The organism is Planotetraspora kaengkrachanensis (genome assembly GCF_016862895.1).
GTDB classification, from domain to species: domain Bacteria; phylum Actinomycetota; class Actinomycetes; order Streptosporangiales; family Streptosporangiaceae; genus Planotetraspora; species Planotetraspora kaengkrachanensis.
Genome location: NZ_BONV01000025.1, coordinates 113,217 through 134,565, shown reverse-complemented (window position 1 = coordinate 134,565; position 21,349 = coordinate 113,217). Strand labels below are relative to the sequence as shown.

The following is a 21,349-nucleotide window of genomic DNA, read 5'->3' as shown; positions in this document are numbered from 1 at the left end:
ATGAAGATCCGCGAGGGACGACGGGGACGCTGAGCCGTCGCACCTCTGCAACATGTGAGGTGGCCCACACATTAGGTTCGCGAACACGTAACTGCAATATTTCGACGATAAGTCGCAATATCACGCCACAGTTAAGTCGATGAACTAAGCGCAGGTGAACGGCCAGATGGAACGGTCCGCCGCAGGTCAAATTTCCCTGACTGCCGGTGAGGCGTCCTGACCGGCTGCGCAAGCCCATGAAAGTGCTTGCGCTATTTGTCGTATAGTTGCGCCTATGACTCGACGGCTTGCGGAAGTGGCCAAGAAGGTCGGCGTGAGCGAGGCGACCGTGAGCCGTGTGCTCAACGGCAAGCCCGGCGTCTCCGAGACCACTCGTGAGGCCGTGCTGACCGCGCTCGACGTGCTCGGATACGAGCGGCCGACCCAGTTGCGCGGTGACAGGGGCCGCCTGGTGGGCCTGGTCCTTCCCGAGCTGCAGAACCCGATCTTCCCCGCCTTCGCCGAGATCGTCGGCGGCGCCCTCGCGCAGCAGGGGTTCACCGCGGTGTTGTGCACCCGGACGGTCGGCGGGGTCTCGGAGTCGGACTACGTCGACCTGCTCCTCCAGCAGCACGTCTCGGGCATCGTCTTCGCCGGCGGGCAGTACGCCCAGGGCGACGCGCCCCACGACCACTACGAGCGGGTGCTGGATCGCAAGCTCCCCGCGGTGCTGGTCAACGCGGCCGTCGAGCACCTGGGATTCCCCCAGGTGTCCTGCGACGACGCGGCGGCCGCCGAGATGGCGCTCGGTCACCTGTTCGCTCTCGGGCATCGCAGGATCGGCATGCTCCTCGGCGCCCCCGACCACGAACCCTCGCGGCTCAAGCTGGCCGCCTATCGTGCGTTCGCCGAGGCCAACGACCTCGACCTGCCGGCCGGCCACGTCGAGCACACCATGTTCTCGGTCGAGGGCGGCCACGCGGGTGCGGCCAGGCTCATCCGGGCCGGAGTCACCGGGGTGATCTGCGCGAGCGACGTCCTGGCCCTCGGCGCCATCCGGGCGGCCCGCCGCGCGGGCCTCGCCGTACCCGAGGACTTCTCAGTCATCGGCTACGACGACTCGGCCCTGATGAACTGCATCGACCCGCCCCTGACCACGGTCCGTCAGCCGATCGACGCCATGGGCAGGGCGGCCGTCGAACTGCTGGTGGCGCAGATCGACGCCGCCATCGTTCCGGCGAACGAGCTGCTCTTCGAACCCGAACTGGTGGTCCGGTCCTCGACCGCGCCCGCGCCGCGTGCGAAGCAGCCCGGTTCGCCGGTCATGACGGGCTCCGCGGCCGCGCGGCCCGCGTCGACGGCGTCGTCCGCGTCGCCCGTGTCGATCCCCGCCGCGGCCGGGGGATCGCCCCGGCGCCCGGCCGCCGAGGCCGAGTAGAGATCGCCCCTCCGAGCCCCTGGACCCCGTGTGTCCAGGGGCTCCGTCATGTCACGCGGTGTGACGGCGATCGTGCGGCGCGGTTTCGCCGGAATCACTGTCACTTTTTTGCATCATGAATGCCAGAGTATTGCTGCGTTCTGCATGGCTCTGTATGTTTCTCGCAACCGAGCTGGATCGGAGGCGCCCCCCATGCCCCCGAGACAGCGAACTCCAAGACGGGTCCGTGGTGCGCCGTTCCAGGAGGGAACAATCATGAAACCCCGCAAGCTTTCGATACTTCTGGCCGCGGGCCTGGCCCTGGCGGCGGCGGGCTGTGGCAGCAGCAGCGACGGAGGCGGTGACGCCGGCCAGTCCGCTGCGCCGTCCGCCAACCCCAACGCGCCGGTGTCGATCAGCGTCAACTGTGAGCCGCCGAAGACGAACAAGGCGGAGCGCGCGACCTTCGAAGAGGACGTCGCGGGCTTCCAGAAGCTGTACCCGAACATCACGATCTCCAAGGTCACCGACGCCTTCCCCTGCTACGACCCGAAGACCTTCGAGCCGAAGCTGGCCAGCGGCGAACTCGAGACGGTCTTCTACGTCAACTTCCCCAACGTGGGCCGCCTCATCGAGAGCGGGCAGGCCGCCGACATCTCCTCCTACGTCAACGAGCTGAAGACGTTCCCTGACTACAACAGCTCGCTCGACCTGTTCAAGAAGGACGGCAAGGTCTACGGTCTGCCGACCGACGGCTACGGCATGGGCCTGGTCTACAACAAGGACGTCTTCACCAAGGCCGGCCTCGACCCGAACAACCCGCCCAAGACCTGGGCCGAGGTTCAGGCCGCCGCCAAGCAGATCGCCGCGCTCGGCCCCGGCTACGTCGGGTACGGCGAGTACAGCGGCGGCAACACCGGCGGCTGGCACTTCACCGCCTCCCTCTACGGCCGCGGCGGTTCGGTCATCAGCGACGACGGCAAGAAGGCCGCCTTCAACACCCCCGAAGGCAAGGCCGTCCTGCAGAACCTCCAGCAGATGCGGTGGACCGACAACAGCATGGGCTCCCAGCTGTACATCGAGTGGCCGGCCCTCATGAAGGCCATGGCCGGCGGCAAGATGGGCATGATGCTGGGCGCGCCCGACGTGCTCATCTCGCTCCGCAACGACTTCGGCGGCAAGTTCGAGAACTACGCCGTCACCGCCCAGCCCGAGGCCAAGGCCCTGCTCAACGGCGGCGCCGGCTACATGATCAACCCGAAGGCCACCCCGGACCAGATCAGGGCCGGCCTCAAGTGGATCGAGTACAAGTTCCTCACCCCGGGCAAGGGCCAGCTCGACTACGTGCGGGCCAAGAGCCAGGACCTGACCGTCGGTCAGCCCTACCCCGACCTGTACGGCGCGGACACCGCGTCGGGCAAGGCGGTCACCGACCTGCGCGCGGCCAACGCCAACATCGACGCCGCCCAGTTCGCGGGATGGGTCGAAGGCTCCAAGGGCATCTCGCCGAAGCCGGAGCCGGGGCCGTACGCCCAGGAGATCTACGCGATTCTCGACACCCCGATGTCGGCCGTGCTCACCAGGAAGGACGCCAACGTCGACCAGCTCCTGTCCGACGCCGAGGCGAAGGTCAACTCCATGCTCGCCTCGAAGAGCTGACCGTCCGATAATCCGGGGCGCCGGTAGTGGCCGTCACCAGGCCACGGCCGGCGCCCCGGCTGGCACGTCGAGATCGGAAACACAACGATGACCACAGCGAGTCTCCCGGTAGCGAACCGCAGGCGGCGGCAGCCCACGAAGCTGCGGCGAGCCGTGCGACGCAATCTGACCGCCTACGGATTCCTCTGCGGCGCTCTGATCTGTTTCGCGTTCTTCTCCTGGTATCCGATGGTCCGGCAGGTCATCCTCAGCTTCCAGAAGACGAACTTCGTGGACGCACCCGAATGGGTGGGGCTGAAGAACTTCCGCACCGTCTTCAGCGACCCGGCCTTCGCGCCCGCGTGGATCAACACAGCGATGTTCACGCTGCTCGCACTGCTCTGCGGCTACGTGATCCCCTTCATCACCGCGCTCGTCCTCAACGAACTACGGCACGCGCGCGCCTACCTGCGCTTCGTCGTCTACCTGCCGGTGATGTTGCCGCCCGCGGTGGGCGTCCTGCTGTTCCAGTGGTTCTACAACCCCGACTACGGGCTGTTCAACCAGGTCCTCGGCTTCTTCCACCTGCCGGGGCTCCAGTGGCTCAACTCGACGAGCACCGCGCTGATCTCGCTGGTCATCGTCTCAACCTGGATGAACATGGGCAGCGGCACCCTGATCTATCTCGCCGCCCTGCAGACCATCCCCAGTGAACTGTACGAGGCCGCCGAGCTGGACGGCGCCGGCCTCTTCAAGCGGATCAGGCACATCACGATCCCGCAGACCAAGCTCATCCTGCTGGTGATGCTGCTGCTGCAGATCGTCGCGACCATGCAGGTCTTCATCGAGCCCTATCTGCTCACCGGCGGCGGCCCGGAGAACTCGACGGTCACCGTCGTCTATCTCATGTATCAGTACGCCTTCAACTTCGGCAGCCTGAACGCAGGCAACGCCCTCGGACTCATGCTGATGCTCGTGCTCATGGTGTTCTCCGCCATCTACCTGCGCGTCTCGCGCGACAACACGGTGTGAGGGGAGCGACCATGTCCAACGCCACCGTGACTCCCGGCCGTTCCGCGGACGCGCCGTCCTCTCCCGGGTGGGATGAGCGCGGCGGGCGCCGGCAACGGCGACCGCGCAAGCCGATCAACACGCAGTTCCGCACCGCCGTCTCGCCGCACCAGCTCAACACGACCCACGGCCGGATCATCTACTGGATCGTGCTGGTGATCGTGGTCGTCAGCTTCACCGCCGCGTTCGTCTTCCCGCTCTACTGGATGATCACCGGCGCGATGAAGTCGACGGAGGAGCTCAACTCCATCCCGCCGACCTTCCTGCCTGAGCACTTCTCGCTGGACGGCTACCTGCAGGCGTGGGATCTGCTGGAGCTGGGCCGGCTGCTCGGCAACACCGCCCTCTACGCGGGCGGCGCCTGGCTGCTGACCATCGCGTTCGACGTCTCCGCGGCCTACGCCCTGTCCAAGCTCCGCCCGGTGCTCGGCAAGGTCGTCCTGGCCCTGATGTTGTCGACGCTGATGATCCCGCCGCTGGTCATCATGCTGCCCGCCTACCTCACCGTGAAGGACGTGCCGTTCTTCCACTGGGACCTGCTCAACACCCCGTGGGCGATCTGGTTGCCGGCCGCGGCGAACGGCTTCAACGTCTTCCTGCTCAAGCGCTTCTTCGACTCGATCCCCAGAGAACTGCTGGAGGCCGCCGAGATCGACGGCGCGTCGCCCGGCCGCGTCCTGTGGTCGGTGGTGATCCCGATCTCGCGCCCGATCCTCGGCGTGGTCTCCATCCTCACCGTGGTGAACGTCTGGCGGGACTTCGTCTGGCCGCTGCTGGTCCTGCCGGACAGCGACAGGATGTCCATCAGCATCGGCATCGCCTCGCTGTCCTCGCAGATGCCGCAGAACGTGCTCGTCGCCTCACTGGTGATCGCGAGCATTCCGACCATCGTCGTCTTCTTCATCTTCCAGCGCCACATCATGGCCGGTCTCACCGCCGGAAGCCTCAAGGGCTGAGGCCCTTCACCGTAAGGAGCTGTCTTCAGCATGCCCGCCAACACGTCCCCGGGGACGATTCGCAATCCCGACGGATGGTGGAGGGGTGCCTCGATCTATCAGGTCTACCTGCGCAGTTTCGCCGACGGCAACGGCGACGGAACAGGTGACCTGGCAGGGCTGCGGGCACGTCTCCCGTACCTCTCCAAGCTCGGCGTGGACGCCATCTGGCTGAACCCGTGGTATCCGTCGCCCATGGCCGACGGCGGCTACGACGTGGCCGACTACCGGAACATCGAGCCGGTCTTCGGAACCCTGGCCGAGGCGGAGAAGCTCATCGAGGAGGCGCACGAACTCGGCATCCGCACCATCGTCGACGTTGTCCCCAACCACGGCTCCGACCAGATGGTCTGGTTCCAGGAGGCGCTGGAGGCCGGTCCCGGTTCGGAGGCCCGGGAGCGGTTCTGGTTCCGTCCGGGGAACGGCGACGGCCCGCCCAACGGCTGGAAGTCGATCTTCGGTGGGCCGGCGTGGACCCAGGTCCCCGACGGCGAGTGGTACCTGCACCTGTTCGCGCCCGAGCAGCCCGACTTCAACTGGAACAACCCCGCGGTGCGCGAGGAGTTCCTCGACGTGCTGCGGTTCTGGTTCGACCGCGGCGTCGACGGCATCCGCATCGACTCGGCGGCCGTGCTCGTCAAGGACCTCGACAGCGTCGAGGAGTCCTACACCGACCACGACGGCGTCCACGAGATCTACCGCGAGTGGCGCCGGATCGCCGACGAGTACGGGAACCGGGTTCTGATCGGCGAGGTGTGGCTGCCCGACCAGGAGCGGTTCGCCCTCTACCTGCGTCCCGACGAGATGCACACCGCGTTCAACTTCGCCTTCCTCGCGAGCCCCTGGGAGCCGGACGCGCTGCGTGACGTCATCGACATGACGCTGGCCACTCACGTGCCGATCAGCGCGCCGGCGACCTGGGTGTTGTCGAACCACGACGTCACCCGGCCCGCGACCCGGTTCGGCCGGGCGGACACGTCCTTCGACCACGGCGACCGCAAGCACGGCATGCCGTCCGACTTCGAGCTCGGCACCCGGCGCGCGCGGGCGGCCGCCCTCCTCGCGATGGCCCTGCCCGGCAGCGTCTACGTCTACCAGGGCGAGGAACTCGGCCTGTGGGAGGTCGAGGACATCCCGGACGAACTGCGGGAAGACCCGATCTGGGCCCGGTCGGGGCACACCGACCCGGGTCGCGACGGTTGCCGGGTTCCGCTGCCGTGGTCGGGCGGCGAGTCGCCGTTCGGCTTCAGCACGGGCGCGCCCTGGCTGCCGCAACCCGCGGGCTGGAACACGATGACGGTCGAAACCCAGCTCGCCGATCCCGAATCGATGTTGTCGCTCTACCGCGCTGCTCTGGGCATCCGCCGCGAGCGGCTCGGAGACGGGGTGATGGCCTGGCTGCCCCTGGGGGACGGCGTCCTGGCCTTCACTCGCGACTCCGGCCTGATCTGCGTGGTCAACCTCGGCTCCCAGCCGGTACGGCTCCCGCCGCACGAGTCGATCCTGCTGACGAGCGGACCCCTTGACGGTGATCTTCTGCCCACCGACACCACCGCCTGGCTTTCCTCCTGAAGGTAGGTCACACCCCCCATGCTCAGATCCCGCTTATCCGCGTCGCTCTTATCGGGGGCCCTCGCGGCCACCGGCCTCGTAGCGCTGTCGGCCCCCGCCTCCGCCTCCACCTCGGCCTCTCCCGTCGTGACGCGTGCCGCCCTCGCCCCGTCGCTCGTGGCGGGCCGGGGCGCGAGCGTCGACTTCGCCGAGCAGGAGGCGGAGAACGCCGCGACGAACGGCTCGGTCATCGGGCCGGACCGCACCGCGTACACGCTGCCCTCGGAGGCGTCCGGCCGTAAGGCGGTCAGGCTCACGCCCGGTCAGTACGTCGAGTTCACCCTGCCGAGCGCGGCCAACGCGATCACCGTGCGGTACAGCATCCCCGACGCGCCGGGGGGCGGCGGCATCACCTCGCCGCTCGACGTCACGGTGAACGGCAAGAACCGCACCACCATGACGCTCACGTCTCAGTACGCGTGGCTGTACAACCAGTATCCGTTCTCGAACGACCCGAACGCCGACCTGCTGCACCCCGACTGGTGGATCACGGAGTGCGCCTGCGTCCCCAACGCCACGACGCCGACGCCGACGATCACCAAGCCGTTCCGCCCGAGCCACTTCTACGACGAGCAGCGCCTGCTCCTCGGCAAGAAGCACCGCGCGGGCGACAAGGTGCGGCTGTCGGTCCCCAAGGGCGCCAAGGCCGCGTGGACGGTCGTCGACCTGCTCGACTCGCAGCTCGTCGGCGCGCCGAAGGTCAACCTCGTCGCGGCGAACGTGCTGGCGTTCGGCGCCGACCCGTCCGGCAGGCGTGACTCCGCCGGCGCGTTCGACAAGGCCGTCGCCTTCGCGAAGCGCACCCACCTGAAGGTCTACATCCCGCCGGGCACCTACCAGGTGAACCGGCACATCGTCGTCGACGACGTGACGATCGAGGGCGCCGGCAACTGGTACACGATCATCAAGGGCCGGGAGGTCGCGCTCAGCACGCCGGCCCCCGACGGCTCGGTGCACACCGGGGTCGGCTTCTACGGCAAGGACGCGTCCGCCGGCGGCAGCAGGAACGTCCACCTGTCCGGCTTCGCGATCGAGGGTGACGTCCGCGAGCGCATCGACACCGACCAGGTGAACGGCGTCGGCGGCGCGATGAGCGACTCGACCATCGACGGCCTCTACATCCACCACACCAAGGTGGGCGTGTGGTTCGACGGCCCGATGAAGAACGTGAAGGTCGCGAACAACGTCATCGTCGACCAGATCGCCGACGGCCTCAACTTCCACACCGGCGTCACCGATTCCGTGGCGAAGAACAACTTCGTCCGCAACACGGGTGACGACGCGCTCGCCATGTGGTCGGAGAAGGTCTCCAACGCCCGCAACACCTTCGACCACAACACCGTCCAGACGCCGGTCCTCGCGAACGGCATCGCCATCTACGGCGGCACGGACACCACGGTGTCGAACAACCTGATCGCGGACCCGATCCGGGAGGGCAGCGCCATCCAGGCCGGTTCCCGCTTCGGCGCCGAGGCGTTCGCCGGGCACCTGCGGATCACTGACAACACGACGGTCCGCGCCGGCACGTACGAGCTGAACTGGAACATCGGCCTCGGCGCGATCTGGTTCTACGCGCTCGAGAAGAACATCGACGCGGACGTCCAGGTCGTCGGGGACCATTTCCTCGACAACACCTACAACGCGATCATGCTGGTCAGCGACTTCGGCGTGAAGGACCTGTATTCGATCACGAACGTCCACTTCAAGGACATCAGGGTCGACGGCACGGGCACCTCGGTGGTCAGCGCCCGCGTGAAGGGGTCGGCGACCTTCGAGAACGTGGACGCCCGCAACGTCGGCGCGGTCGGCGTGAACAACTGCGGGTCGTTCAACTTCCCGCCCACCGGTTCGGAGTTCTCCCTGGTGGACCTCGGCGGCAACGACGGCGGCGGCACCACCGGCCCGTGGTTCGCCCCGTGGGAGCTGCCGAACACCATCACCTGCGACGACCGCCCGCCGGTCGTCGCCCCGCCGGCGCCGTCCCCCTGGTCATGACCGCCTAGACGCGACCGGCGGTGGTCTCCCGGGAACGCTTCTCCAGGTCGGAGACATGTCCTCGGACACCGTTATCAGCTACGGGAGGCGGGCCACAGCCCGCCTCCCGTATCCATTTGCCAAGAGCCGCCCACGCGGGGCTGGGGACTCCCGCCGCACAGGCGCGGTCGGGGAGGTCAGAGCGCGTCCAGACGAAACTGTCCTGCCTCTGCCGCGTTGAGAAACGCCTGCCATTCTTCGACGGTGAAGACGAGCACGGGGCCATCGGTACCGGATTTGCTGTCGCGAACGCCGATCCAGTCGTTGTCTCGGGCCACTTCAACACAGTTCCCAGATCCACAACTTGAGTGCCAGGTCACGTTCTGGAACACAGGTCGCGCCGTCATGCGCGCCCTCCCCATCGGTCAGCTTGAGAGCTCCGCACCAGCACGATTCTAACCGATTGGTAACGAAGGCGCCATTGTTGGCAATACTGACACTTCTGGGATCGGAGCGTCGGTTGGTGACAAATGGCTCAGGGGACGGATGCGGTCACATCCGTCCCCTGAAATCATGATCTATGATTGGCCGCGTTCGAAATCACCCGTCTTCACGGCGGCGATGAATGCTCTCCATTCCTCTCGGGAAAACTCGAGAACGGGGCTGTTCTTCTGCTTGTTGTCTCGCATCGATATCGTTCCCTGTGCGAAGGCGGCGACCTCCACGCAGTTACTAGAACCGCATCGACTGGCGGTCGTCCAGTCCGGTCCGAGAGTTGATGACGACATTGTCCCCTCTTGGTGTTAGCGCTTCTTGTCTGAGCCCTCGATCCCGTACTTGTCTCTTAATTCGGCGATACGGGTGATCGAAGCTTGTGGGTCCAGGGCCACCGCCCGCAGGTGCTCTACGGCTTCCTGGTAGATCTGGAGCTCTGTCTGTTTCTCGATGTAGTCCACCGAGGTCAGGCCTTCGAGAAAGACGATCTTCAGGTCGGAGTTCTGTAAAAGCACGAATGCGCTGTTGAGCCCCATGTATGGACCGACATCAAAGGGGATCATCTGTATTGTCACGTGTGGCAGCTCTGCCATCTCGATGAGATGGTCCAGTTGCCTTCTCATGACGTCGACGCCGCCGACTCTGCGGTGGAGAAGCGCTTCGTCGATCACGGCCCAATAGCGCGGCGGATTCTCTCCGACGAGTCGCTGCTGGCGCTTCATGCGAACTTCGACCCGATTGTCGAGGACGTCGTGAGTGATATGCGGGAGAACTCCGCGAATCAGTGCGCGCGCGTAGTCGTCTGTTTGAAGCAGGCCGGGGACGTGGCTGGTCTGGAAATCGACGATGGATGTGACTTCCGACTCCAGCGCGAAGTACAGATAAACAGCGTCCTGTCCGAGGTCGGCGAACTCCGCGCGCAGTCCGGGCTGCCGGGCCTCGCGTGCGGCCGTCAGTAACGTCTCCACCTCGGTCGGGTCGGTCGTGCCGTAAAGATTGCAGAGATCACGTACGTCTCGAAGGCTGGCACCGCGCTGGCCGGTCTCCAGTCTGCTGATCTTGGCTGTGGAGACCATCAACTGCTGGGCGACCTCGTCGATCGTCATCCCGGCGCCCAGGCGCATTTCGCGCAACTGGGTCGCAAGCTGACGACGGCGCAGTGTCGGGTTGGTGTCTGCCACGAGACCCACTCCCTTCAGAAGTGTCGGTGACCACCTGCGCGCATCTGATCACGGAGCGTAGCTGCGGTCAGGTCATCATACGAGTGCTCCGATGGCAACCCCCTTCGGTATTTGCCATCGGTGTTTGCAACAACACTTTGCCGGTATGGATCGTGCCCGAATTGCAGCGCTAGGTACGGGTATCTAGCCAACTCGTGACCTAAACGTGGGATGTGCACGGGGCTGCTTGTGACAGTGCTGCACATGTGACTCCGCCGGGGCCATGTCCCACCGCCGCGGGCTGGACGAGTCGCCACTCACGCGATTCCCGGCCTGAGGTCCCGTGGCTGCGGGTGGCGATGTAGGTACATTCCTCTGGCAATTGCCATTGGCGGTTGTCGTCAAGCTCATCAAGGGGTACCAACGAGTACAAGGGGAGTGGTCCACGTCGAGGGGTGACAAATGAAATCCACTCAGATAGGTGTTCGGCATCCACCATGGAGGCGGTTGTGGATCCACGTGATCACTGCCGCCTATGCGTTCGGCGACGCCTTGTTCGCTGAGGTCGACTGCTTCGCGTTCACTCAGGACTGGGAAACACACCGGTGCTGGTGCAAACGCGTATATCGGGACCGCAGATTCGACGTTCTGGTCCCCTGCACCGCGTGCGGCGGGCGAGGGGAAAGACGCCAGGGACCCTGCCGCACCTGCGCCGGCGAGGGACGTCTCAACCTGCTCGACCTGCGGGGTGAACAACCTCGCCAAGGGGGGCGGCGGTGAGGCACGGACTCCGGCGTCACAACCGGCTGGTCGCGCGGTTCGTGGAGAGCGCGGTGGTCCCCGTCGCCCGTCCGGGGCCGTTCACAGTCCTCTGGAGGTGGCGGTATGAGGCGGCCCTGCTGATCGGAGTCCCCGCGCTGGTGGCCGTGCTCTGGCGGGCGATCGGCATGGCGCCGACGATCGCCGGGACGGCGGTGATCTGCCTGGTGGCCGTCGTGCTTCCGCAGGCGCGCCGGGAGGTCGAGGCGCGGTTCTGGTGCGTGGTGACACCGCATCGGGTGCGCAGGGCGTGCGCTGAGGCGCTGATCGTCACACGTAAGGGCAAGCTGCCGATCATCGTGCACACGAAGCCCGAGCCGTTCGGGGAGCGGTTGTGGATCTGGTGCCGCGCGGGGACGAGCCCGGGCGATCTGGAGAGGGCCCGCGACCTCATCGCCGCCTCATGCTGGCTCGCGAGTGACGTGCGAGTGATGCGGCACCCTGACCGGGCCTCGCTCGCGATCGTCGACGTGGTCAGGCGAGCCGAGCACGGGGAACGTGAATGGACGTCCGCACCCACCGTGTGGGCGCGGCGGGCCATGCGCAAATAGCGCACAAGGGGGTGCTCGGCTCGCCTGCTCGCGATGGCGCGGCGGCCGTATGTGCGGATCAGGCGGAGTGCCTGCCGTGGGCGGGGGCGGGGGAGCCGGCGGGGCCGACGAGCACCGCGGTGCAGAACGCGCAGCGACGCGCGGCGACGGGGATGTCGCTCAGGCACTCGGGGCACTGCTTCTCGGTGACGGCTTTGTCCCGGGTGAGGAGGCCGAGCAGGCGGGTCATGGGCAGCACGACAAGCCAGTAGATGACGGCGGCCACGATGAGGAACGACAGGGCGTGGTTGACGAAGTCGCCGTACTGGAACTTGGCGCCGTTGACGGTGAAGGTGTAGTCGGCGAAGTTGGGCTGGTGCCCGCCCGTCACCGCGCCGATGAGCGGGGTGATGATGTCCGCGACCAGGGCCTCGACCAGGCCGCTGAACGCGGCGCCGATGACGACCGCGACGGCGAGCTCGACCAGGTTGCCGCGCACGAGGAATTTCTTGAATCCGGTCATGGGGGTATGACCTATCCGGTTTGGTCAACAGTGTGCAACCTGGACGGCAAGATCCCGGTTACGGCTCGATGGGGGTGCATGTCCGGAGGGACAGTCGTCGCGGCCGGCACCGCAGGTCAGCCGTGGCGCCCCCGAGGGCCGGGGTCAGTTCTCGTACGTCTCGAGCCGGGGCGGCGTGCCGTTCCAGGTGCAGAACGCCGACGACTCGTGGGGCTCCTGGAGGAAGGCGACCCGGATCCAGGTCGAGGTCTCCCACACCCCGAGCCGGTAGCCGTCGTTGGGCGTCGCTGTCACCATCCGGCAGTCGTGGGCGGTGACAGCGATGGTCGCACGGCCGCCCTTGAGCGTGAACGTCCGCAGGGTCTCCTCCGGCCGGCTCTTCGGGCTCGAGTTGGGGCCGGGTGTAGAGGTGACGCGCGGGGACGGCGAGGGCGGACGCCGTACGGCGGAGGGGGTGGGGCGCGGCGTGGCGGGCCGATCGGAATGGGCAGGGCGCACGGCGGAGGGCATGGGGCGCGAGGTGCCGCCCACCTCCCCGGCCGCCACCGGAGCGAGCGGCGGCTCATCCATGAGCGTGTTGCGCAGGACGTCGCGCACGCCGAGCCAGGAGATCCCGACGGCGAGCACGGTCGCCCCGCACCAGGCGAGCAGGTAACCGAGGGCCCGTTTCATCGGGCGCTCACTCTAGCGGCCCTCGCCATTCCGAGTGGGGGATATTCACCTTCATCCGAGTCTTACAAACGAAATAACAGGACAAAACAGATATCGGATAGGCGAACACGGACGTGATTACCTCGCGTACGTGTACGTTTCTGGCCCATGGCGACCGTTCTGCTGGTGGAGGACGATGAGTTCGTCCGTTCCGCGATCATTCGCGACCTGACCGGTCGCAGCCACGCGGTCCGCAGCGCGGGCCGCGCGCTGGACGCCCTGCGGGAGATCGCCCACTTCGCGCCCGACGTGGTGATCCTCGACCTGGGGCTGCCCGATCTCGACGGCGCCGAGGCGCTCAAGATGTTGCGGGCCATCTCCGACGTGCCCGTCATCGTGGCGACGGCCCGCGACGACGAGGCCGAGATCGTGCGGCTGCTCCGGGACGGGGCCGACGACTACCTGGTCAAGCCCTTCTCCGGCGACCACCTCAACGCGCGGCTCGAGGCGGTGTTGCGGCGGGCCAGGCCGGGATCCGCGACGGCCGTGCTGCGCGTGGGAGGCCTGACCGTCGACTCCGACCGGCGGGAGGCCGGCCTGGACGGCGTTCCCCTCGATCTCACCCGCCGGGAGTTCGACCTGCTGGCCTACCTGTGCGCCCGGCCCGGCAGCGTGGTGTCGAGGAAGGAGTTGCTCGCCGAGGTGTGGCGGCAGTCCTACGGCGACGACCAGACGATCGACGTCCACCTGTCCTGGTTGCGGCGCAAACTCGGCGAGAGCGCTTCACAGCCGCGTTACCTTCACACGGTCCGCGGGGTCGGGGTGCGGCTCAGCCCGCCGCCCGCGGGTCCCGAGTGAGGGGCCCGAGGTGAGGCGGAGCATCGCCCTCGTCGCCGTCGCCGTGACCGCGATGGTCGCGTTGGCGTTCCTCATCCCGCTCGCCATGGCGGTCAAGGAGATCGCGGAGACCCGCGCGATCGCCGAGGCCGAACGGCAGGCCACCACGATCGTCCCCGTGCTGGCGGTCACCGACGACGCGGGGGCGCTGCAGAGGGCGCTGGCCAGCACGCCGGCGGGGGCGGAGCGGCTCGCCGTGCACCTGCCCGGCAGGACCGTCGGCTTCTCGCGGGTCGCCGCGGCCGAGGTCGCCAGGGCGGGCGAGCGGGCGAGGACGGTCCCGGTGGCCGGTGGATACGCGCTGCTCAAGCCCGTCGCCCTCGCAGGCGGACGCCGGGTGGTCATCGAGGTCTACGCGCCGGAGCAGGACGTGACGCGGGGAGTGGCGACGTCGTGGACCGCGTTGACCGGCGTCGCCGTCGCCCTGGTCGCGGGTTCTGTGGCGGTCGGCGACCGGCTCGGAGCCCGGGTGGTGCGGTCGGCGCGCCGGCTGGGCGATGCGGCGGCGTCCTTCGGCTCCGGTGACCTGTCCGTGCGCGTCACGCCGGACGGGCCGCCCGAACTGGTCGCGCTCGGCAGGGCGTTCAACACGATGGCCGACCAGGTGGCCGGGCTCCTGTCGGCGGAGCGGGAGATGGCGGCCGACCTGTCCCATCGGCTGCGCACACCCCTGACGGCGCTGCGGCTCAACGTCGGGGGCGTCGGCCAGGAGGCGGAGCAGAGCAGGCTCGCCGTCGACCGGCTGGAACGAGCCGTCGACGAGATCATCGAGGCCGCGCGCCGGCCGACCCGGCCGATCCAGAGCGGGTGCGACGCGGCCGAGGTGCTCAGGGAGCGGCTCGCCTTCTGGTCGGCCCTGGCCGAGGACCAGGAGCGCCGCTGGGAACTGGTCGGGGCGGACGTGCCGAGCAGGGTGCCGGTGGCCGCGGCGGACCTCGGCGCGGCGGTCGACGCGCTCCTCGGCAACGTCTTCAGGCACACGCCGCAGGGGACGGGGTTCCGCGTCACCCTCCACCAGGGCAGCGGCATCGCCGGCATCCTGGTCGCCGACGCGGGCCCCGGGATCGCCGACCCGCAGGGCGCCCTGCGGCGTGGCCAGAGCGGCGCAGGCTCGACCGGCCTGGGCCTCGACATCGTCCGCCGCCTCGCCGAGTCGACCGGGGGCAACGTCAGGATCGAGCCCTCGGCCCTCGGCGGCGTGTGCGTGAACCTGTGGCTCCGGACCGAGAGCAGGCCCGCCGAGTCACGTCCCCGGCGCCTGCTGCGCCGCGGCCGGGCCCACTGACGGGCCCACTGACACGCCCACCGACAGAGGTACTTTCACCCGTCCCCATACGCGACGTTAACGCGGAGAGACTGTCAGAGCCTCCTGCGGGCAGGCACGATGTGTTGTGAACGAACGGCGAGGAGGCCGCGTGAGGGAGATCTGGCCGGGGGACCCCTATCCTCTCGGGGCCACGTACGACGGCGCGGGAACGAACTTCGCGCTGTTCACCGAGGTGGCGGAGAGCGTCGACCTGTGCCTGTTCGACGAGGAGGGCGGTGAGGAGAGGGTCCCGCTCACCGAGGTCGAGGGGTTCGTCTACCACTGCTACCTGCCGGGGGTCGGCCCCGGTCAGCGGTACGGCTACCGCGTGAACGGGCCGTACAAGCCGTCGGAGGGGCTGCGCTGCAATCCGGCCAAGCTTCTGCTCGACCCGTACGCCAAGGCGGTCGAGGGTTCGGTCCGCTGGGACCAGGCCGTGTACGGCTACCGCTTCGGCGAGCCCGACAGCCGTGACGACAGCGACTCCGCGCCCTTCATGCCGCGCTCGATCGTGATCAATCCCTTCTTCGGCTGGGGTCACGACCGGCCGCCGGCCACGCCGTACCACGACACGGTGATCTACGAGGCCCACGTCCGGGGGCTGACGATCAACCACCCCAAGATCCCCGAGTCGATCCGGGGGACGTACGCCGCCCTGGGCCACCCCGAGATCATCGACCACCTCACGGGCCTCGGTGTCACCGCCATCGAGCTGATGCCGGTCCACCAGTTCGTGACCGACGACGTCCTGCAGAAGCGCGGCCTGTCCAACTACTGGGGCTACAACACGGTCGGCTTCTTCGCGCCGCACAACGCCTATTCGAGCTCGGGCGAGCGCGGCGGGCAGGTGCTGGAGTTCAAGGCCATGGTGAAGGCCCTGCACGAGGCCGGCATCGAGGTGATCCTCGACGTCGTCTACAACCACACGGCCGAGGGCAACCACCTGGGCCCGACCCTGTCGATGCGGGGGATAGACAACGCCAACTACTACCGGCTGGTCGAGGACGACCACAGGTACTACATGGACACGACGGGCACGGGCAACAGCCTGCTGATGCGCAGCCCGCACGCCCTGCAGCTGATCATGGACTCGTTGCGCTACTGGGTCAGCGACATGCACGTGGACGGCTTCCGCTTCGACCTCGCGTCCTCACTGGCCCGGGAGTTGCACGACGTCGACCGGCTGAGCGCGTTCTTCGACCTGGTCCAGCAGGACCCGGTGTTGTCGCAGGTCAAGCTCATCGCAGAACCGTGGGACGTGGGTCCGGGCGGCTACCAGGTGGGCAACTTCCCCGCCCGCTGGACGGAGTGGAACGGCCGTTACCGCGACACGATCCGCGACCTGTGGCGGGGCGAACCCGCCGCTCTGCCCGAGTTCGCCTCGCGGCTGACCGGCTCGAGCGACCTCTACCAGGACGACAGCCGCCGGCCCGCCGCCTCGATCAACTTCGTCACCTGCCACGACGGCTTCACCCTCCAGGACCTCGTGTCGTACGACGTCAAGCACAACGAGGCCAACGGGGAGGACAACCGCGACGGCGCCGACGACAACCGCTCCTGGAACTGCGGGGTCGAGGGCCCGGCGACCGGCCCGGTGGCGCAGCTGCGCGAACGGCAGAAGCGCAACTTCCTTGCGACGCTGTTCCTGTCCCAGGGCGTGCCGATGTTGTCGCACGGAGACGAGCTGGGGCGCACCCAGAAGGGCAACAACAACGCCTACTGCCAGGACAACGAGATCAGCTGGGTGGACTGGTCGGCCGTGACCGATCCGGGGACGAGGCCGGGGGCCGGGGTCAGGAAGGGGGAGAGCAGGCAACTGCTGGACTTCACCCGCAGGCTCGCCCGGCTGCGCCACAGCCACCCGGTCTTCCGCCGCCGCCGCTTCTTCTACGGCAGGCCCGAGCGGGGATCCCACGACGAGCTCAGCGACATCGCGTGGCTCACCCCGTCGGGGACCGAGATGGCCGACGCCGACTGGCACAACGGCTACGCCAAGGCGCTGGCGGTGTTCCTCAACGGCGACGCGATCACCGAGCCTGACCGGCGCGGCAGGCCCATCACCGACGACTCGTTCCTGCTGCTGTTCAACGCGCACTACGAGGTCATCAGGTTCACGATCCCCAAGGACTACGGGGAGATCTGGGCGACGGAGCTCGACACGGCCATGCCGAGCGCGATGGAGTCGCGCATGTGCCGTGCGGGCGAGGGCGTCCCCGTGGCGGGAAGGTCCGTGCGGGTCCTGCGACGGGCCTGACGCGTTTGTGGCGGGGCGTCCCGGCGGCGGGCACTATGGGACATGCCCCGGGACTCATGGAAGGGCGGTGCCGTGACTTCGACCTACCGTGTGCAGCTCACACCTGATCTCGGTTTCCGGGAGGTGGCCCGGCTGACGGGGTATCTCACGGAGCTGGGAGTGGGCCGGCTCTATCTGTCGCCCATCCTGCAGGCGGTTCCCGCTTCCCAGCACGGTTACGACGTCGTGGACCACGGCAGCGTCCGCGCCGAGTTCGGGGGAATGGGCGCCCTGCGCGACCTCGCCGCGTCGGGCCTGCCGCTGATCGCCGACATCGTGCCCAACCACATGACCGTGCCGCAGCCCGAGTCCGGCAACGCCCCGCTCTGGGCGGCCCTGCGGGACGGCCCGGACTCTCCGTACGCACGGTGGTTCGACGTCCTGTGGCCCGTCGACCTCCCCGTCCTCGGCGACGAGCCGGGCGGACTGGTGGCCGACGGCTCCGTGCTGCGCTACCACGAGCACGAGTTCCCGATCCGGCCGGGCACCGAGCACCTCCCGCTGCCCGAGTTGCTGGAGGCCCAGCACTACCGGCTCGTGAACTGGCGGGAGAGCCCCGGGTACCGGCGGTTCTTCGACGTCTCCTCGCTGATCGGCCTGAGAGTGGAGGACCCCGAGGTCTTCGAGGCCACCCACGCCCTGATGTCGTCGCTCGTCGACGAGGGCGTCATCGAGGGACTGCGGGTCGACCACCCCGACGGCCTGGCCGATCCGCGCGGCTATCTGGAGCGGCTCCGCCCGCGTGTGCCGGGCCCGCTGTGGGTGGAGAAGATCCTCATCGACGACGAGCGGCTGCCAGGCGACTGGCCGTGCGACGGCACCACGGGCTATGACGCGCTCAACATGGTCACGCGGCTGTTCGTCGACCCCGCAGGCCGGGACACGCTGGTGCGGACCTTCACCCGGCACACCGGTGTGTCCGCGTCCTATGAGTCGGTCCGCCACGAGGCGAAGAAGCACGTCATCGATCTGTTCTTCCGGGGCGAGGTCGACCGGCTGGTGACGGCGCTCGGCGATCCCGGCCTGCGCGACGCCGCCGTCGAGTTGCTGGCCGCGATGCCCGTCTACCGGGCGTACGTGGACCCCGGCGAGCAGCCGCCCGCCGAGTCGGTCGCGATCGTCCAGTCGGCGGCGGCGCGCGCGGCCGCGCACGCCGACCCCGACGCCGTCGAGAAGACGGCCAACCTCGTCCTGTACGGCCCGGCGGAGGCGGTGACCAGGTTCCAGCAGACCTGCGGCCCCGTCATGGCCAAGGGCGTCGAGGACACCGCGCTCTACCGCTGGTATCCCCTCGCCGCGCTCAACGAGGTGGGCGGCGAACCCGACAGGTTCGGCGTTTCTTCCGGGGAGTTCCACGCGTTCTGCGCGAGCCTGCCCCCCGCGACGATGACCACGCTGTCGACCCACGACACCAAGCGGTCGGAGGACGTCCGGGCCAGACTGGCCGTGTTGTCGGAGATGCCGGGCGAATGGTCCCGCGCCGTCGACTCGTGGGCCTCGTCCGTGGCGTTCGACCCACGGCTCGACTACCTCGCCTGGCAGACGCTCATGGCGTCGTGGCCCATCACCACCGAGCGGTTCACCGGCTACCTGCTCAAGGCCGCCCGCGAGGCCAAGACCGCCATCTCGTGGCAGAACCGCGACCCGGCGTACGAGGCGGGGATCAGGGAGTTCGCGGAGCGGGCCGTCGAGGTCTGCGGCGCCTCCGTCGCGGCCTTCACCGCCGTGGTGGACCGGTACGCCAGGATCAACTCGCTCGGGCAGAAGCTCGTTCAGCTGATGATGCCGGGCATCCCGGACGTCTACCAGGGCACGGAGATCACCGACTTCTCGCTGGTCGACCCGGACAACCGGCGGCCGGTCGACTTCGAGAGGCGGCGTGCGCTCCTGCGCCGGCCCGACGACAGCTGGGACGGCCAGAAGATGCTGGTCACCACCACCGCGCTGAACCTGAGGAGGCGGCTCGACCCGGCTCTGCCGTACGAACCGGTCGAGGCGGGGGAGCACGCGGTGGCCTTCGCCCGCGGAGACCGGGCGGTGGCCGTGGCGACCCGGCTGCCCGCCGGGCTCGAACGGCGGGGCGGCTGGGGGTCCGACACCCTCATGTTGCCGCCGGGCGACTGGCGTGATCTGCTCACAGGGCGTCTGCACACCGGCCGGATCCCCCTGGGGCACCTGCTGTCCCGATACCCGGTCGCGATCCTGGAACGGTGAATCCCGGCCGGGAGACTCTTGCTGGACGGCGGCCTCGCGGCCGCCCCGACACCTGGAGGGGCATGTACGAGGTCTGGGCGCCCCAAGCGGCACGCGTCGAGGTCGAGTTCGGGGGGACCAGGCACGAGATGTCGCCGGGAGACGGTGGATGGTGGACCGCTTCCGGAGACGAGCACGGCACCGACTACGCCTTCCACGTCGACGGCGGCGGGCCCTACCCCGACCCGAGGACCCGGCGGCAGCCGTACGGCGTCGAGGGGCCGAGCCGGGTCTGCGACCACGCGAGGTTCACCTGGGGCGACCAGGACTGGCGCGGCCGCGACCTGCGGGGGTCGGTCATCTACGAACTGCACGTCGGCACGTTCACCCCCGAGGGCACCTTCCGCGGTGTGATCGACAGGCTCCGCCATCTCGTGGACCTGGGCGTCGACTTCATCGAGATCATGCCGGTCGCGCCCGTGCCCGGCCGCCGCAACTGGGGGTACGACGGGGTCGACCTCTACGCCGTGAACGAGGAGTACGGCGGGCCCGACGGGCTCAAGATGCTGGTCGACGCGTGCCACCGCGCGGGGCTCGGCGTGATCCTCGACGTCGTCTACAACCATTTGGGGCCTTCGGGGAACTACCTCGCCAAGTTCGGGCCGTACTTCCACGACTTCAAGGGCTCCTACTGGGGCGACGCGGTCAACCTCGACGGGTCGGGCTCGGACGAGGTACGGCGCTACTTCATCGAGAACGCCCTGCAGTGGCTCGGCGACTACCACATCGACGGGTTGCGCCTCGACGCCGTGCACGCGCTGCACGACTCACGCGCGACCCACTTCCTGGAGGAGCTGTCCGCCGAGGTGGAGGCGTTGTCGACCAGCCTGGGCCGGCCGCTGACGCTGATCGCCGAGTCGGACCTGAACGACCCCCGCCTGGTGGCGCCCCGCGAGTCCGGCGGCTTCGGCCTCAACGCGACCTGGAACGACGACGTCCACCATGCGCTGCACTCCGCCGTCACGGGGGAGACCCAGGCCTACTACGCGGACTTCGGCCCGTTGTCGGCGCTGGCCAAGGTGCTCACCCGCGGATACTTCCACGACGGCACCTACTCGAGCTTCCGCGGCCGCAGCCACGGCCGGTCGGCGGCGGGAGTCCCGGGCTACCGGTTCGTGTGCTGCGTCCAGAACCACGACCAGATCGGCAACCGGCCCCTGGGGGACCGGATGGAGCCCGAGCAGCTCTGGCTCGCCTCCGGGCTGCTGCTGGCCTCGCCGTTCACGCCGATGCTCTTCATGGGCGAGGAGTGGGGGGCGAGGACGCCCTTCTACTTCTTCACCGACCACTTCGAGCCCTCGCTGGCCGCGAACGAGGGAGAGCGACGCCGGATCGAGTTCGAGAAGTTCGGCTACGACTGGAAGGCCCCCGACCCCCAGGAGGAGTCGACCTTCCTGCGTTCGAAACTGGACTGGGACGAACTCTCCGAGGACGGTGCCGTCTCGCTGCTCGGCTGGTACCGCGACCTGGTCGCGCTGCGCAAGACCTACCCCGAGCTCGCCGATCCCCGGCTCGACCGGGTGAAGATCCGCCACGACGAGGACCGGCACTTCCTGGTCATGGAACGTGGCTCGCTGCGCGTCCTGGCCAACTTCGGCGGCCTCCCCGTGCCCGTACGGCTCTCGCCCGGCGCCAAGCGGATCCTGCTCGCGTCCGACGAGGCCATCCGGTTGATGGAGGGCGACGTCTACCTCCCCGCCCAGTCGCTGGCCATCGTGCAGACGTGACCCCCGTTTA

The 21,349-nt window shown here is 68.3% G+C and carries 17 protein-coding genes; 12 read left to right on the top strand and 5 right to left on the bottom strand.

Going from position 1 to position 21,349, the window contains the following annotated elements:
• The first annotated feature begins 274 nt into the window (after positions 1-274).
• The 6 genes from Pka01_RS24795 to Pka01_RS24770 all read left to right on the top strand — a co-directional run bounded on the left by Pka01_RS24795 (position 275) and on the right by Pka01_RS24770 (position 8,706).
• On the top strand, positions 275-1,417 hold the full coding sequence (locus tag Pka01_RS24795; RefSeq protein ID WP_203885262.1) for a LacI family DNA-binding transcriptional regulator: 1,143 nt from the start codon (positions 275-277) through the stop codon (positions 1,415-1,417).
• Between the two features lie 255 nt (positions 1,418-1,672).
• Entirely contained in the window at positions 1,673-3,055 is a 1,383-nt protein-coding gene (locus tag Pka01_RS24790; RefSeq protein WP_203885261.1) for an extracellular solute-binding protein, read from the top strand.
• A gap of 153 nt (positions 3,056-3,208) precedes the next feature.
• On the top strand, positions 3,209-4,066 hold the full coding sequence (locus Pka01_RS24785; RefSeq protein ID WP_239115270.1) for a carbohydrate ABC transporter permease: 858 nt from the start codon (positions 3,209-3,211) through the stop codon (positions 4,064-4,066).
• 11 nt (positions 4,067-4,077) lie between these two features.
• Entirely contained in the window at positions 4,078-5,061 is a 984-nt protein-coding gene (locus Pka01_RS24780) for a carbohydrate ABC transporter permease (RefSeq protein WP_203885259.1), read from the top strand.
• A 30-nt stretch (positions 5,062-5,091) separates the two neighbouring features.
• Positions 5,092-6,672: a glycoside hydrolase family 13 protein gene (locus Pka01_RS24775; protein ID WP_203885258.1), complete on the top strand. Its 1,581-nt coding sequence runs from the start codon at positions 5,092-5,094 to the stop codon at positions 6,670-6,672.
• Between the two features lie 18 nt (positions 6,673-6,690).
• Positions 6,691-8,706, top strand: a complete 2,016-nt coding sequence (locus tag Pka01_RS24770) for a glycosyl hydrolase family 28-related protein (protein WP_203885257.1) — start codon at positions 6,691-6,693, stop codon at positions 8,704-8,706.
• A gap of 176 nt (positions 8,707-8,882) precedes the next feature.
• Here Pka01_RS24770 and Pka01_RS24765 read toward each other — a convergent pair whose 3' ends face one another.
• From Pka01_RS24765 to Pka01_RS24755, 3 genes are all read right to left on the bottom strand, one after another.
• On the bottom strand, positions 8,883-9,092 hold the full coding sequence (locus tag Pka01_RS24765) for a DUF397 domain-containing protein (RefSeq protein ID WP_203885256.1): 210 nt from the start codon (positions 9,090-9,092) through the stop codon (positions 8,883-8,885).
• 171 nt (positions 9,093-9,263) lie between these two features.
• A complete protein-coding gene (locus Pka01_RS24760) occupies positions 9,264-9,473 on the bottom strand; it encodes a DUF397 domain-containing protein (RefSeq protein ID WP_203885255.1) in 210 nt (69 codons plus the stop codon).
• A gap of 15 nt (positions 9,474-9,488) precedes the next feature.
• Positions 9,489-10,361, bottom strand: coding sequence for a helix-turn-helix domain-containing protein (locus tag Pka01_RS24755; RefSeq protein ID WP_203885254.1), 873 nt, complete (start codon positions 10,359-10,361; stop codon positions 9,489-9,491).
• Between the two features lie 755 nt (positions 10,362-11,116).
• On the opposite strand from Pka01_RS24755, the gene Pka01_RS24750 reads away from it, so the two are divergent.
• Positions 11,117-11,710, top strand: coding sequence for a hypothetical protein (locus tag Pka01_RS24750; protein WP_203885253.1), 594 nt, complete (start codon positions 11,117-11,119; stop codon positions 11,708-11,710).
• 58 nt (positions 11,711-11,768) lie between these two features.
• On the opposite strand, the gene mscL is transcribed toward Pka01_RS24750, so the two are convergent.
• Together mscL and Pka01_RS24740 are read right to left on the bottom strand one after the other, a co-directional pair.
• Positions 11,769-12,212 (bottom strand): large conductance mechanosensitive channel protein MscL, encoded by a 444-nt coding sequence (mscL, locus tag Pka01_RS24745; protein ID WP_203885252.1) that lies wholly within the window; start codon positions 12,210-12,212, stop codon positions 11,769-11,771.
• 144 nt (positions 12,213-12,356) lie between these two features.
• Positions 12,357-12,884, bottom strand: coding sequence for a hypothetical protein (locus Pka01_RS24740; RefSeq protein ID WP_203885251.1), 528 nt, complete (start codon positions 12,882-12,884; stop codon positions 12,357-12,359).
• 147 nt (positions 12,885-13,031) lie between these two features.
• Between Pka01_RS24740 and Pka01_RS24735 the strand changes: the two genes are divergently transcribed.
• The 5 genes from Pka01_RS24735 (at position 13,032) to treZ (ending at position 21,339) form a co-directional block, all read left to right on the top strand.
• A complete protein-coding gene (locus tag Pka01_RS24735) occupies positions 13,032-13,721 on the top strand; it encodes a response regulator transcription factor (protein WP_203885250.1) in 690 nt (229 codons plus the stop codon).
• Positions 13,722-13,731: 10 nt separating this feature from the next.
• The gene (locus Pka01_RS24730; protein WP_203885249.1) at positions 13,732-15,045 is read left to right on the top strand and encodes an ATP-binding protein; all 1,314 of its coding nucleotides are present in this window, start codon (positions 13,732-13,734) and stop codon (positions 15,043-15,045) included.
• Positions 15,046-15,175: 130 nt separating this feature from the next.
• Positions 15,176-17,320, top strand: coding sequence for a glycogen debranching protein GlgX (gene glgX / locus Pka01_RS24725; RefSeq protein WP_203885248.1), 2,145 nt, complete (start codon positions 15,176-15,178; stop codon positions 17,318-17,320).
• Between the two features lie 72 nt (positions 17,321-17,392).
• Positions 17,393-19,573, top strand: a complete 2,181-nt coding sequence (gene treY, locus Pka01_RS24720; RefSeq protein ID WP_239115269.1) for a malto-oligosyltrehalose synthase — start codon at positions 17,393-17,395, stop codon at positions 19,571-19,573.
• A 62-nt stretch (positions 19,574-19,635) separates the two neighbouring features.
• Positions 19,636-21,339 (top strand): malto-oligosyltrehalose trehalohydrolase, encoded by a 1,704-nt coding sequence (gene treZ / locus Pka01_RS24715; RefSeq protein ID WP_203885246.1) that lies wholly within the window; start codon positions 19,636-19,638, stop codon positions 21,337-21,339.
• The last annotated feature ends 10 nt before the right edge of the window (positions 21,340-21,349 follow it).